Here is a 14,996-nt window from a genome sequence, read left to right on the forward strand (position 1 = left end):
GTCGGCAAGCTCAAACGCTCCAGTTTCGATGTCGATCGCCACAATTCTCCCCTGATTTCCCTCCTCCACTTGAGAACGTACCTGAGATTCATAAATCTCATTACCACGTCGAGCGAATTCTTCTTTGCTGTAGCGGGGTTGACGAACTGTCATTGGCTTGACCCTGTGGCAACTTTTGCCCTCTATTTTAACCCAAACATTGGGAATTTTCGCTAACATTCCCCAACTGAGCCCACAAGAGCGGCATCGCACTTTAACCCACAGCTTCAATCAATGGGCATGGTGCGTTCCCCAAAATCGATCGCTGGAGCAGTAGCACTTGCATTAGGGAACGCACCCTACCAGATCGGCGATCGCGCTCTGGCTACAACCGAGGGACTAGCTTGTTCGTTAACCCAAATCCTCGTTTCTTCTTCCGTTCTAGGTTGTCGAGAAGGTTTGGGTTTTTCAAGAGTCGGGTTTTCCTGTTCTCTGGGTTCATTTGGAGTCGGACTGTTTGCCTGTTCAGGTTGCTCAGTGGGTCGATAACAACCGGGAGCATCTCACTTATGCAAGTGAGTAATTATGCTTGTCGCTAAAACTTGCTTCTGGTAAGGCTTTCAAAATAGCTTGACATAAAACTCAATTTAGGAGTTACAAAGGTGAGATGCTCCCATAACAACCATAATTGCTCAGTATGAATACTGTCGTCAAGGCAATCAATTTTCCTGTGTTAAGACGTTGTTGATTTATCATCTGGATTCTACAGATTAAACTAGGAAATTAGCGGCACAATAATTTGATATAAGTCTCAACTTGGGGTGAATTTGGCTCAAGGCGCAAAGCTTCTTGGAAAGCAGCACAAGCTTCTTTGTTTTGATTAATTTGAGATAAAACCTTCCCTTTAAAAGACCAAGCTCGAGCAGAGTTAGGGTTAATTTTAATAGCTTTCTCAAAGGATGCTAGCGCCTCTTCATACTCTTGGTTTAGATATAAAGCCTTTCCTTTTTCTACCCAAGCTTCAGGAGTTTCTTGAAGTTTGATTACCTGAGCAAAAGATTTAACTGCTTCGTTATAGTCTCCTAATTCTACTAATATTTGCCCTTGAAGACTCCAAATTGTAGGGTCTTCTGGTTCGATTTTTATGGCTTTTTCATTCGATTCTTGTGCTTCTTTAAACTTTCCATATTTAGTAAAAACAAAAGCTTTATTTGTCCAGCCAAGCGCATTTTGAGGTTCTACTTCTATCGCCTTTTCAAAGGAAGCTAGTGCTTCATTTTTTTTGTTGATTTTTAGGTAAGCCAATCCTTGAATATTCCAGAGTTCAAAATCATTCTCACGCATTCTTAGTGCTTCCTTAGATAGAGGAATAGTCTCTCGATAATTACCCAAGCCGTAGGAAGATTTAGCTTTACATTTCCAAGCTTCAAAATTATCTGGGTATTCTGTTACTACCTCATCGCAAAGCTTGAAAGCACTTTGGTAGTCACCCGCTTCTATGAATTCGAGAGCCTGTTTGAGTTTGGGATTGCCAAATAGGGAAAGAGATGAGCAGCCATCTAAACCAACAATTGTCACCAATATAATGATTAGCTTACACAAAAAAGAGGGGAATTTACTGAACTTGATTAACATGGTAGTTTTCCTATTATCTTATTGTTTATGATACCAAGCGAACAGTATTGCCGTGCTTCCTGTCAATCAGCAAATCCTCAAAACCCTGATTCTTCGCTATGTTGCTTAATTTTTCCCTCCTAGTTTGACTGAAATAGATGTCGGTGAACCATTGCGGCTAACTTCAATATCAATTACCTCCCCTATATTTCTCGAACGTATTTGATAATGGACATCATCAATACTGTTTACCTCTGTGTTTTCAATCTTCAAAATAACATCTTGTTCCCTCATTCCTGCTTCCTGTGCTGGTGAATCAGGGTAAACTTTAACCACTAAAACCCCATTCCCCTCATGGGGGCGCATAGAAATACCGATAACTGGAGTTTTAGCTAATAAAATTTGGGCTTGCTCTAGTTCAGTTTTAGCAGCTTGCCACTTAGGATTTAGCTTGATAGCCTGCTCAAACGCCCCACTTGCATTTTCATACCTTTTCAAAACAACTAACGCCTTAGCTAAATTAAACCAGGCCGCGTCATAATCTTCTTTTTGCTGGACAGCTTCTTGATAAGCAGCCACAGCTTCTTGATATTTTCCTTGAGCGGTTAAAGCTTTTCCTTTGTTGTTTAATACCCCATGAATTGGATAGGCGATTCGCTCATCTTTCGGTAGCTTCTGAATTGTTTCTATTGCCTTATCATAGGCAGTTACGGCATCTTGATATCGTTGTAACTGAAAGAGTGCATTTCCCTTTCCTTCTTGGGCATAGTAATAATCTGGTTTAATCTCTAAAGCTTTATTATAAATGTCAAGAGCATATTGATATTCTCCTACTTTCATAAAAGTGTTACCAGCCGCATTGTAGGCTGCTTCAAAATCACGCTTGATTTTAACCGCGTTAAGATAGGATTCGAGTGCCTCTCTGTATCGTTCCAATGCAGTGAGAATGTTGCCTCGGATAAACCAAGTATCATTTGATTCTGGAATGTTCTGTTCTTGAGAAAGCTGAATCGCACGGTTAGCGGATTTTAATCCTTCTTCGTAGCGTTTTAAATAGTAGAATATATCTCCTTGATTACTCCATCCTGTAGGGTCTCCTGGAACGTTTTCTACAACTTTTTCGTTAGCCTTAAGGGCATCTTCATAGCGTTTTAATTTGACCAAAATTACGCTTTTCAGACTCCAAGCTACATAGTTTTTAGAATCTTTATTTAAAATATTTTCAGTAGTAGCTAGAGCCTTATCATATCGCCCATCTCTAAATAATGCCCATCCTTGACAAAACTTAGCCCCTGAATCTTCAGGTTTGATTTGAGATGCTTTTTCACAAGTTTCCAGAGCTTCTTGATGTTTTCCTAATTCAGTTAAAACGCTACCTTTACCAACTAAAGCTTCGTAATAGTTTGCGTTGATTTCCAGAGCTTTTTCAAAAGAGACAAGAGCAGGTTCATACTTTACTAATGCTCCCAGTGCGCTTCCTTTACCAAACCATGCTTTGGCGTAATTCGGATTAATCTTAGTTGCTTTCTCAAAAGATTCGAGAGCCTCTTGAGTTTCTCCTATACTCAACAACAAAGATCCTCGATTCACCCAAGCCTCATCATAATCGGGAGAAATCTCAATCGCTTTTTCATAAGCTTCTAATGATGCTTGATATGTCTTACGAAATGCTTCTATTTCTACATCACCTGTCTTTGCTTGAGCATCAAGAATACTTTTCTGTGCATCACCTACTCTCGTCCAAGCTAGAGGAGACTTGGGATTAATTTCAACAGATTGCTCAAATTCTTTGAGAGCTTGTTCTGGTTTTTCTAATTTCATTAATGTATTACCCCGTCCAATTCTGGTATCAAAATTCTTGGAGTCAATTTCTAATGCTTTGTCATAAGCAGAGAGCGCTGCTTCATATTCTCCCGAAAAACTGAGAGCTTCACCTTGACAATTCCACGCTTCCAAATAATCTGCCTGTTTTTGAGTAGCCCTTTCGCAAAATTGTTGAGCTTTTTCATAATCATTAGATTCGAGAGCTTTCTGTCCTTCTTTATACAACCACTTAGGATTATTAGTTATAATCAAACGGACAAGAACCAAAAGACCTAATACTGCTGCTCCTATGATAATGATAATTCGATGCTTCTTTGAGTTGAACATAATAAGTATGCTCCTAATCTCTAGGTAAATGGTAAATTTTACTTCAAAACAAACTATTTTTAGCGTTTCGGGACTTGCGCTTTGATAATGTACCATTTAGGGCTGGTCTTATTCTTCTAGAGAGCGATTTTCTGGCTGGGATATTATTCCCACGCAAGTCCCTAACTACTGGTTTAAGGTAAATCCGTCGCCCCCATCAAAAAGCGATCGCATTCCCTGGCGGCCCCGCGACCTTCATTAATCGCCCAAACCACCAAACTTTGACCACGACGACAATCTCCCGCTGCAAAGACTTTCGGTAAGCTAGTGGCAAATTGACCATGTTCGGCCTTGATATTGCTGCGGGCATCCTTTTCTAAGCCTAAATCATCGAGTAAAGGCTGTTCTGGTCCCAAAAATCCCATGGCCAATAGAACCAATTGCGTCGGGATGACTTTTTCTGTTCCTGCCACCGGTTGGGGGATAAACTGCCCTTTTTCGTTGCGTTGCCATTCCACCTGTACCGTGTGAATCCCTGTGACGTTACCCTCGCTATCCCCCTCGAATTTAGTCGCTGTGGTGGTATAAACCCGGGGGTCATCGCCAAAACGTGCGGCTGCTTCCTCTTGTCCATAGTCCAGACGGTAGATTTTTGGCCATTCGGGCCAGGGATTATCGGCGGCCCGTTCGCGGGGCGGTTGCGGCATAATCTCTAATTGGGTGACGCTACGGCAGTTATGACGCAGGGAAGTCCCCACACAGTCGGTTCCCGTGTCACCACCGCCGATAATTACCACGTCTTTACCCGCAGCCGAGATAAAATCCTCCCCGGGCTGTCCGTCTAGTAGTGCTTTTGTATTAGCTGTGAGAAACTCCATGGCGAAGTGAATGCCCTTTAATTGGCGACCTTCGATGTTTAAATCCCGGGGTTTGGTGGCTCCGGTACAGATAACCACGGCATCATATTCGTTTAATAGGTCTTGGCTGCTGATATCCTTGCCCACTTCCGTGTTACAGACCATTTTTACCCCTTCCTGTTCCAGCATCTGGAGACGACGCAGAACCACTTCTTCCTTATCTAACTTCATGTTAGGGATACCGTACATCAACAGGCCTCCGGGTCGGTCGGCCCGTTCGTAAACCGTCACCCAGTGACCAGCTTTATTTAACTGGTCGGCAGCCGCTAATCCAGCAGGTCCGGAACCGATCACAGCCACTTTTTTGCCGGTACGGATGGCGGGGGGATTGGCAGTAATCCAACCGGATTCCCAACCTTTGTCGATAATCGAACATTCAATATTTTTGATCGTAACGGGGGGATTATGAATACCGAGAACACAGGAACCCTCACAGGGAGCGGGGCAGACTCTACCGGTAAATTCGGGGAAATTATTGGTTTTATGGAGGCGATCGAGGGCTTCTCGCCACAATCCTCGATAGATTAAATCATTCCATTCGGGAATCAGGTTATTAATCGGGCAACCACTGGCCATGCCACTAATTAGGGTTCCCGTGTGACAAAATGGTGTACCACAATCCATACAACGGGCGGCCTGATTGCGGAGTTTATCTTCTGGCATGGGAAGATGAAACTCATCCCAATTATGAAGGCGATCGAGGGGGGTAAGTTCGGAAGGAAGTTCACGCAGGAATTCGATAAAGCCAGTCGGTTTGCCCATAGTCTTTGTTATCTCTGTCGTTTATTCCCTATCTTCCTTCACAGTTCGATCGATCCCCGCAACTTTACCGATTTCTTTAATCTTATCGGCAGCTCAGTGGACTAACAGGCGGTAATTTTGACAAATTGGTTAATTAACTATTGAGTTAAAAATAGGCGATTTCAAGAGGAAGGGGGCAATTCTAAGGGGATAGCCCCGATTATTCCCTTACGAAAATCATTGAGTAACTGCATGGCTGCCCTTTCTTTATCTTCTTGATATTTGAGATTGGCCAATTTTTCGATAAAATCCTCCCCGGTTATGTCTAGAGTATTCAACCCATAACGAGATTGTAAAAGACCTTCATAGTGTAATTCTATTAATAAATCGACAAAAGCCGCCGCTATCCTTTGGTTATCATAACCAGCATCCCCAATATCCTCACAGATAGCTAATTTCACCGCATCCTTTTGATTTTCTAAACGGGAAGGAATCACCCCCGGTGCGTCTAATAATTCTAAGGTGTCGGAAATTCGTACCCATTGTAATTGTCGCGTTACTCCGGCCCTGCGGGCGCTGGCAACGACTTTTCGCCCTAATAAACGGTTAATCAGGGCAGATTTGCCCACATTGGGAAACCCAATCACCACGGCCCGCACTGGACGCGGTAACATTCCTCTTAGTTGACGTTTTTGGTTAATTTCATCGCCAATTTTTTCCGCCGCTTTGATAATTGCTTTAACTCTTTCTCCCTGTTTAGCGTTAGTAAAATAGACGGTTTCTCCTTGACTTTTAAACCATGTTACCCATTGTTGCTGGGCAGATTCGGGAATCATATCGAGACGATTTAAGATTAATAAGCGCGGTTTATTGCCAATCCAATCGTCCACCTGGGGATGATGGGAGGCTAAGGGAATGCGAGCATCGCGCACTTCTAGGACCACATCCACGAGTTTAAGATGTTCCTTTAGTTTTCTTTCCGCTTTGGCAATATGACCGGGATACCATTGAATTAACGACATGGGAGATGGGAGTATAAAATTAGATCTTATCAGGAATAGTCCCTAGATAGCTAAGTGGGTAGGTGTTAAAAATTATCAGATTCCTCCTTATTAAGCTATTCATTCGTTACATCTTTCTTAACATAAAATTTGACAAAAAGAGAAAAGTGTGCAAGATGGCTCAAGGGAGTTCTATGGCGGAACTAAGTAGCTGGTTATAATTAGGGTTTGCGGCAAAAAGTACGGGCGAAGCATTCGGATAGAAAATCTGATGAAGACGCAAGGTTTGGAAGCACGATTCTCTCAAAATCTTGCAGCTGTTTCGCGAGAAAAACCACAAAACCCTTACCTTGCCTAAATTTCACATTTATTCAGCAAGCCCTAATTAAATTAAAGATAGATTTTAGGTTCGATCCCCTTAATCAGGGGGGTTGACAATTGTTAACACCTACCTACTTATTTTTTGCCTCTTGCCTGACTGGGAGTCGCAAGTCTAAGCTAAGGATAGCCGGCCAACCCGTACCGACCACCGGATAACTGATAGAATGAACGATTCTAACGCTAATGCTCCCGCTCAATCCTCAGAAGAGACAATAGATGAAACCAATTGGGTAGATCTCGGGGAAGAAGGGAAACCCCTAGATAAACCCACTGCTAAACCTATCCAACCATCTCCCCTCAAGTCTATCTCTACCCTGATCACGGTGGAGACGGCTTTTTTGGCCAGTGCTACCAGTTTAATCTGGTTAATTGATTATTATTTTCCCCTCGGACCGTTATTAAGGGTTTTCTTCCCGATTCCTATCGCTTTAGCCTATTTACGTTGGGGCGCTCGCTGTGCTTGGATGACAGCATTAGTTTCTAGTTTACTTTTGTCGGTGTTGATGGGACCGACTCGCAGTATTGTCTTTTTGATTCCCCACGGCTTGATGGGGGTACAATTGGGGCTATGCTGGCGCCGGGGTGCGCGCTGGGAATTTTCTATCTTGACTGGGGGACTGTTGGGGGCTTTTGGTTTATTCTTTCGTTTTTGGCTGTTTTCAATTCTTTTAGGCGAAAATCTCTGGTTATATGTGATTACCCAAGCGACTAATTTTATTGATTGGATTTTCACCCAGTTAGGGATTCTCGCTAAACCGACGCTGCTGCAAGTGCAATCGATAGCAGTTGTGGGCATATTTGTCAATAGTTTATTATACTTATTTGCCGTGCATTTAGTGGCGTTATTAGTTCTTGATCGCCTCGGTAATCCGATTCCTCGTCCGCCCAAATGGGTACAGGTCATACTAGATTATGAGTAATTATTTAGGGACTTGCGCTTTGATAATCTACCTTTTGGGCGAACGCAGTTCGCCCCTACATTGTGGACAAAATCCGTTACTGTAGGGGCGCAATGCTTGCGCCCTCCGAGCGTTCAGGTTTGCTGATCACTCTAAGTAGGGGGAGAGCCTTCGAGCGCCTCCGCAGCTAAGGGACTTGCGCTTTGATAATATGCCATCTGGCCGGTCTGATTCTTCTACAGAGCGATTTTCTGGCTGGGATATTATTCCCACGCAAGTCCCTTAGTGCTTTATGGTCAGTATCTCCAGTCAACTGTTAATCGATCATTTTTCCCCGATTATCGTCTTGTCAGAGAGTGACCGAGTGAGTTATAGTCGTCTATAAGACTCGATTAAAGCATTTCTTAAAAGAATCGTGGTTTTTGGAAAATCGAAAAGTGCGCTATTTTCCCTTCCACAGAAACCTGTTGCCGAGGGGAGTAACTCAAAAACTCCTTTTTTCCTAGATTCTGATAGACAGAACCGGCGGAAACGGATAAAAAATGCTGTTATCGAGCAAGACTCAGGGATTAATTGAAAATCTCGTCTCCTGGCTGTGCTTGTCCAATTGTGGGTCAAGCCAGCACTTGCCAAACAGACTTAACAACTGAAACCAAGACTCAGTTCCCACGTCTGGGGGGCAGATGAATATCAAGATGAGGCTTTAACGATGCGGACTCATCTTCTTAGAACTTTCTTAACAAGACCAGATTTCCGGAAGTAGCCTCAAAGCATAGACAAATAGCCCATGGTCCGTCGCTTTTGAAACCGAAAGATTGAGGAAATTGAATGCCAAAACAAATAATCATAGCCGAACAACACCATATAGCGGCTGTTTTTTGGGAAGATCAAATTCAGGAATTAGTTGTAGCCACAGGTAATCAACAGGTGGCCGACATCTATCTAGGATTAGTAGAAAACGTCATCCCCGGGATAGATGCAGCCTTCGTCAATATTGGCGATGCGGAACGCAATGGCTTTATCCATGTCACCGACCTGGGTCCCCTAAGACTGAAAAAAACCGCCGGTGCTATCACGGAATTACTGGCCCCCCAGCAAAAAGTGCTGGTACAGGTAATGAAAGAACCCACTGGCAATAAAGGACCGCGACTAACGGGAAATGTCACTCTCCCCGGTCGTTATCTGGTATTGATGCCCAATGGTCGCGGGGTGAATCTTTCCCGTCGCATCCGCAGTGAAGACGAGCGCTCCCGTTTACGAGCTTTAGGGATTTTGGTCAAACCGGCAGGGATGGGGTTGCTGGTACGCACCGAGGCCGAAGGTAAAGCGGAAGAGGCGATTATCGAGGATTTGGAATTTCTGCAAAAACAGTGGGAGAGCATCCAACAGATGGCCGTCAGCAGCCGCGCCCCGGCCCTGCTGAACCGCGATGATGACTTTATTCAAAGGGTTTTGCGGGATATGTACAGTGCCGATGTCAATCGCATTGTTGTGGATAACCCGATGGCGGTAAAACGAGTTAAACAGCAATTGACGAACTGGGGCGGCGGCAAAGCTCTCGAAGGGGTTTATATCGACTCCCATCGGGAAACCCAGCCAATTCTCGACTATTTCCGGGTTAATGCCGCCATTCGCGAGGCCCTGAAACCCCGGGTTGATTTACCCTCCGGCGGCTACATTATCATCGAACCGACGGAAGCTTTAACGGTAATTGATGTTAACTCCGGTTCCTTTACCCGTTCGGCCACGGCCCGGGAAACCGTACTCTGGACTAATAGCGAGGCTGCCACAGAAATCGCTCGACAACTGCGCTTGAGAAATATCGGCGGTGTGGTGGTGGTGGACTTCATCGATATGGATTCCCGTCGCGACCAGTTGAAACTGCTGGAATTGTTTAATAAAGCCCTGAAAAGCGATAAAGCCCGGCCCCAGATTGCCCAATTATCGGAATTGGGGTTAGTGGAATTAACTCGTAAGCGTCAGGGGAAAAACATTTATGAATTATTCGGCAAAACCTGTGACCATTGCGGCGGACTGGGCCATTTAGCCCATCTACCCGGAGAAGGCAACGCCATCGCCCTGGAAACCCCCACCCTTAGCCGCGCGGAAAAAGAAACCCTTGTCATCGCCACGACTAATACAAAAGTTCTACCCGATAAGAGCGCTCCTAGCGTTGCGGCGGCCGAACCCTATCTAGAAGTTTTCTCCGAATTTGAGGCCGAAGAAAACGCCCAAGATATAGATCTTTCCTTCCATCCCAACTACCAAGAACAGGTTAATAATTCTCGCCGTCGCCGTCGTCGTCGTCCCTCGGAACTGTTACTCAAAGAGGAACGGGGCGAAAAAGCCTCTACTAACGGTGTTAACAACGAAATCGAGCCGGAATCAGAACCCCAACGCCTTGAGGAAAAACGAGAACGCCCCGCCCGTCTCTCGAAACGAGGAGAAGATGCCAGTGCTGGCAAAAATATCCCCGTCACCGAACGGGAGCGGGTTTCCGTGGAAATGACCCCCGTAGAACAGGAAGTTTATTCTTTAATGGGCATTTCTCCCCTGATTCTCGTGGATAAGGAGTTTAAAGACCCGAAATCGGTGATTGTTTCCGTGAAACTGCCAGGGGAAAGGGAAGCGGAAAACCCAGAAACGGCTGCCACTCCTGAAATATCCTTGACTCCTACCCTAGAGGCCGAGGACACAGCCGCCACCGCCCCCATAGAGGCGACGGAAACTGGCGAGGAAGCCGAAAATCGTTCCTTGGTGCGCCGTCGTCGTCGTCCCACCACTAGCGAAGTTAGTCAGGAAATCAACCAAGAAGCTAGTGCGCCAGCGAGTTTTACGCCCGAACCGATTGCGCCCGAAACTCCAGTTTTTCTCGGCGAAGTCATTCCTTTAGAAACCCCGGTGAGCGCCGAGGTGACGGAGGAGCCACAAGTAGAGGCCGAAACCACGGTGCTGCGTCGTCGTCGTCGTCGTTCCTCCGCCACTGTCGATGAGTCATGAGCGCAGAACCCTTAATTGCTGGTGTCGATGAAGTGGGGCGCGGGGCTTTATTTGGCCCCGTGGTGGCGGCGGTAGTGGTCACTGTCCCCTCTGGTTTTCCGCAGCTGTGGGAGTTGGGGGTGAAGGATAGTAAGCAACTTAGCCCCCAAAAACGGCAAAAATTGAGCCCGCAAATACAACGGGATTTTGTTTGTCGCATCGGTTATGCTACGGTGAAAGAGATCGATCGCTTGAATATTCTTCATGCCTCTCTACTGGCAATGAGCAGAGCTATCGGGAAATTACCCCTTTCCCCCAGTCTCTGTTTGATCGATGGCAAGCACATTATTAAAGATTTGTCAATCCCCCAAAAGGCGGTAATTCAGGGAGACCAACAATCGCCGGTAATTGCGGCGGCTAGTATCGTGGCCAAAGTCTGGCGCGATGACTTAATTGCTCGTTGGCACGGACGCTATCCCGATTATGGACTCCCTCGTCACAAGGGTTATGGCACTGCTCAACACCTAGAAGCGATTGGCAACCATGGACTTACTTCTCAGCACCGGCTCTCTTTTAGTCCCTGTCAACAAATCCGCGTCAGTCCCCACCCAAGGACGGAGTGGGGTGGGGATGGCGATTGAGGGGTTTACTCACTGAGAACTGATGCCAGGGCCTGACGGGCAATTTTTGTGACGTAGAGGGTGACGGCAACGGTAGCGATAAAACCAATAAGGCGAATAGTCCATAGTAAAACTGGGTTAGTGGCTGGTGCCGAGGTCCCGATAGTGGCAAGACTGCCCGCTAAAGAGCCAATATAGACATACATTATTGTCCCCGGAATCATGCCCGCGCAACCTATTAGATAATCTTTCAGAGAAACCCCGGTGACACCATAGGCATAATTGAGCAGAGTAAAGGGAAATATGGGAGATAAACGGGTTAAAAGCACTATTTTTAAACCTTCTTTCCCCACAGCTTCATCGATAGCTTGAAATTTATTATTACCTTGAATTTTTTCCGCCACCCACCCCCTAGCCAGATAACGTCCCACCAAAAAAGCGGCAGTAGCGCCGATAGTTGCCCCGATAAAGACGTAAAAAGAGCCTAAAACTACGCCAAAAACTACACCAGCCCCTAAAGTCAGGATTGAACCGGGAAAAAAGGCCACAGTAGCTAGAATATAGATAATTATAAACGCGATCGCTCCCACAGACCCCAAACTATCCACCCAAGTCAAGGCATGGAAAAGAATAGTTTGAGGATTAAAACCAGTGGAGGCACTGGATTCAACAGCAAAAGCGGGGGGAGTAGTCAGGAGAAAAACAAGGCTAAATGTAGTTAATAACAGCAAATGCCTGATAATCACAGTTTTTTCCGAGGGCAAAAACTTGGAAATAATCATAAAAAGTCCCTATAAGGAATGAAAAAAAAGAGATTGAACTACAGAAGCGAATTAAATAGAACTGGGGCTATTCTACCCCGATTATCATTGTTTAGACCAGAAAGCCAATCCTAAAAATTCCCAGAAAATCCCAGTCTTTCTGAGAAGATAAGACAAGCAACAGCCGGGTAATTTTTGCCGTTTACTTGATATTGCACCTTGCCGTCTCTGGGGAAAAAATGTCACAATTAGAAATAATTAGCATTGGATATAGCAATTAATCTATGAAAATCCTCCCCGAAGTCAAAGTCCCCACCTTCCTGCAAATGGCACAATGGATCATTAATCCCGTAGCTTTTATGGAAAATGCCGCCCGCAAGCATGGCGATATTTTTAGCGCAAAAGTGGGTTTAACTGTAGATAATTTTATCTTTGTCAGTAGTCCTTCAGCCCTACAACAAATTTTAACTAATGACCGTAAAAAATTTTCGGCACCGGGGGAAACCAATCGGATTATTGCCCCGATTATTGGTGATTATTCCGTCATCATGTTAGACGGAGACATCCACAAAAAACGCCGTCAGCTTTTATTGCCACCTTTTCACGGGGAAAGAATGCGTTTCTACGGCGATTTAATCCGCGATATTACCCTAAGAGTAATGGCAGAATTGCCCGAAAATCAACCTTTTAAGGCCCGTTCAGCGACCACAGCGATTGCTTTACAAGTAATTATGGAGGCAGTTTTTGGAATTAGTCAAGGGGAACGTTATCAAACCCTGAAAAAAATTCTGGCTGAAATGCTCGATATTTTTAACTCTCCGGTGATGGTTTCTTTGTTATTTTTCCCAATTTTGCAGGCTGATTTGGGTGCTTGGAGTCCCTGGGGAAAATACCAGCGTTCCCAAGCAAAAATTGATGATATTATCTATACAGAAATTGCCGAAAGAAAAGCTAATCCTAACCCCAATCGTAGTGATATTTTATCACTACTGATGTCGGCCCGGGATGAAGAAGGCAACCCGATGAGCGATAAGGAATTGCGCGATGAATTAATGACCTTATTATTCGCAGGTCATGAAACCACCGCCACCGCTATATCTTGGGTGCTCTACTGGACTCATCGCTATCCAGAAATTAAAGCAAAAATTCTCCAAGAAATAGCCACTTTAGGAGATAATCCTAACCCCATTGATATAACTCGATTACCCTATCTTTCGGCGGTTTGTTCGGAAACTTTACGCATTCATCCCGTGGCAATGTTAACTTTTCCGCGAGTAGTGCAAGAACCGGTAGAACTAGATGGTTATCCTTTAGAAAAAGGGACAATTCTTATGGGTTGTATTTATCTAGCTCACCACCGTGAGCAAACTTTCCCCGATTCCCATATTTTTAAACCAGAACGCTTTTTAGAAAAACAATTCACCCCCTACGAATATATGCCTTTTGGTGGTGGAGCGCGTCGTTGTATCGGGGAAGTTTTAGCTATCTACGAGATGAAAATCGCTATCGCCACAATTTTGGCCAATTATCAGTTAACTCTAGTTAATAATACCCCTGAAAAACCCAGTCGCCGCGGTGTCACCCTTGCTCCCTCGCGAGGAGTTCCCATGGTCTTAAAAGGACGACGGGAACCTCTGGTGACTGCCCCCATGCTCGCCGAAATTTCTTAAAAAAACTGACAAACTATTGTACAATCAGAGTTGTGGTATCCCATATCATAACTCTGCTTTTTTGTCAATAAAATTGGGGATAATTATGGTCTTAATTCGTTTAGCTAAATCTTGGCAAATTTCCGAAAATGAAGTTACTTCTGAAAGTGTTTATTTTAACCGTCGTCGCTTTTTACAGGGGTTAATCGGGGCAGGAATTGCGGGGAGTTCCCTATTATTAACTTCTTGTGGTAAATCCTCCTCCTCGGAAGCTTTAGAAAAAAGTTTGCAATTACCTAAAATTGAAGGGTTCAGCAAAAATCCGCAGTTTTTAACGGTAAATCGCCCCATAGCTGCCGAAACTGTAGCGGGGAGATATAACAATTTTTATGAGTTCGGAGGGGGGAAAAATATCTGGTTAAAAGCGCAGAAACTACCGACGAATCCCTGGACGGTAGAAGTGGGAGGATTGGTAAAAAATCCCCAAACCTACGATATAGATACTATTAAAAAAACCTTTCCTCTCGAAGAAAGAATCTATCGTTTTCGTTGTGTGGAAGCTTGGTCAATGGTCTTACCTTGGCTTGGTTTTCCCATGGCTGCTTTAATTGCGGCAGTGGAACCAAAACCCGAAGCAAAATTCGTCCGTTTTACCTCCTTTTATGATCCAGAAATTACCCAGGGGCCAGGATTACATTTAGGAGCCTTACCCTGGCCCTATACAGAAGGTTTAAGAATTGAGGAAATGGCCAACGAATTAGCTTTCTTTGCTGTGGGAATTTTCGGACATGATTTACCAAAACAACACGGCGCACCCTTGCGAATGGTTATTCCTTGGAAATACGGTTTTAAAGGGGCAAAATCGATAGTAAAAATTGAATTTACCGCCAAACAACCCGCCACCTACTGGAACACAATTGACGCTCACGAATACGATTTTGAGGCTAATGTCAACCCCAGTAAACCCCATCCCCGTTGGTCGCAAGCAACGGAGAAATTTATCGGCAGTAGAAGTGATTTATCTTGGGAAATTATCGAAACTCTGCCCTATAATGGCTACGGTGAATATGTGGCTAGTTTGTATAGTTGATTTTGATGATTACCCTCGTTTTATTCAGTTTAACTAAGTATCTATGGACAATAAAACTCTGTACGAACAAGACTTTTATCTCTGGATTAGAACTACTATTAATCAACTGCAAGCGAGACAGTTTGAGCGGGTAGATTTAGAGAATTTACTGGAGGAATTAGCAAGTATGGGGAGGAGTGAAAAACGCAAAATTGAAAATCCTTTGATTCAATTGCTGGTACATTTGCTGAAACTA

11 protein-coding genes are annotated in these 14,996 nt (G+C 44.5%); 6 read left to right on the forward strand and 5 right to left on the reverse strand.

Features of this window, described 5'->3' with window-relative positions; all coding sequences use genetic code 11:
- Positions 1-762 precede the first annotated feature (762 nt).
- From IM507_RS03550 to ylqF, 4 genes are all read right to left on the reverse strand, one after another.
- A complete protein-coding gene (locus IM507_RS03550; protein ID WP_123230823.1) occupies positions 763-1,614 on the reverse strand; it encodes a tetratricopeptide repeat protein in 852 nt (283 codons plus the stop codon).
- A gap of 105 nt (positions 1,615-1,719) precedes the next feature.
- On the reverse strand, positions 1,720-3,744 hold the full coding sequence (locus IM507_RS03555) for a tetratricopeptide repeat protein (RefSeq protein ID WP_184891216.1): 2,025 nt from the start codon (positions 3,742-3,744) through the stop codon (positions 1,720-1,722).
- A gap of 173 nt (positions 3,745-3,917) precedes the next feature.
- On the reverse strand, positions 3,918-5,402 hold the full coding sequence (locus IM507_RS03560) for a glutamate synthase subunit beta (protein ID WP_002731974.1): 1,485 nt from the start codon (positions 5,400-5,402) through the stop codon (positions 3,918-3,920).
- Between the two features lie 161 nt (positions 5,403-5,563).
- Positions 5,564-6,403: a ribosome biogenesis GTPase YlqF gene (gene ylqF / locus IM507_RS03565; protein WP_002793875.1), complete on the reverse strand. Its 840-nt coding sequence runs from the start codon at positions 6,401-6,403 to the stop codon at positions 5,564-5,566.
- A gap of 524 nt (positions 6,404-6,927) precedes the next feature.
- Here ylqF and IM507_RS03570 point away from each other — a divergent pair.
- The 3 genes from IM507_RS03570 (at position 6,928) to IM507_RS03580 (ending at position 11,282) form a co-directional block, all read left to right on the forward strand.
- Positions 6,928-7,683 carry a DUF2232 domain-containing protein gene (locus IM507_RS03570; RefSeq protein WP_002732287.1) on the forward strand — a complete coding sequence of 252 codons (756 nt, stop codon included), beginning with the start codon at positions 6,928-6,930 and terminating at the stop codon, positions 7,681-7,683.
- Positions 7,684-8,490: 807 nt separating this feature from the next.
- On the forward strand, positions 8,491-10,662 hold the full coding sequence (rne, locus tag IM507_RS03575; RefSeq protein WP_287636619.1) for a ribonuclease E: 2,172 nt from the start codon (positions 8,491-8,493) through the stop codon (positions 10,660-10,662).
- On the forward strand, positions 10,659-11,282 hold the full coding sequence (locus tag IM507_RS03580) for a ribonuclease HII (RefSeq protein ID WP_002733771.1): 624 nt from the start codon (positions 10,659-10,661) through the stop codon (positions 11,280-11,282). The genes rne and IM507_RS03580 overlap by 4 nt, the downstream gene beginning before the upstream one ends.
- 5 nt (positions 11,283-11,287) lie before the next feature.
- Here the strand turns inward: IM507_RS03580 and IM507_RS03585 are convergent, their stop codons facing one another.
- Positions 11,288-12,043 carry a TVP38/TMEM64 family protein gene (locus IM507_RS03585; RefSeq protein WP_002733498.1) on the reverse strand — a complete coding sequence of 252 codons (756 nt, stop codon included), beginning with the start codon at positions 12,041-12,043 and terminating at the stop codon, positions 11,288-11,290.
- Between the two features lie 263 nt (positions 12,044-12,306).
- Here IM507_RS03585 and IM507_RS03590 point away from each other — a divergent pair, with 263 nt between their 5' ends.
- The 3 genes from IM507_RS03590 to IM507_RS03600 all read left to right on the forward strand — a co-directional run.
- Positions 12,307-13,692 (forward strand): cytochrome P450, encoded by a 1,386-nt coding sequence (locus IM507_RS03590; RefSeq protein ID WP_287636621.1) that lies wholly within the window; start codon positions 12,307-12,309, stop codon positions 13,690-13,692.
- Between the two features lie 85 nt (positions 13,693-13,777).
- Positions 13,778-14,761, forward strand: coding sequence for a protein-methionine-sulfoxide reductase catalytic subunit MsrP (gene msrP, locus IM507_RS03595; protein ID WP_287636622.1), 984 nt, complete (start codon positions 13,778-13,780; stop codon positions 14,759-14,761).
- Positions 14,762-14,804: 43 nt separating this feature from the next.
- Positions 14,805-14,996 (forward strand): DUF29 domain-containing protein (locus IM507_RS03600; RefSeq protein ID WP_287636623.1); only part of this gene is annotated, 192 nt, incomplete at its 3' end.

The organism is Microcystis sp. M20BS1 (genome assembly GCF_020245305.1).
Classification (GTDB): Bacteria; Cyanobacteriota; Cyanobacteriia; order Cyanobacteriales; family Microcystaceae; genus Microcystis; species Microcystis ichthyoblabe_A.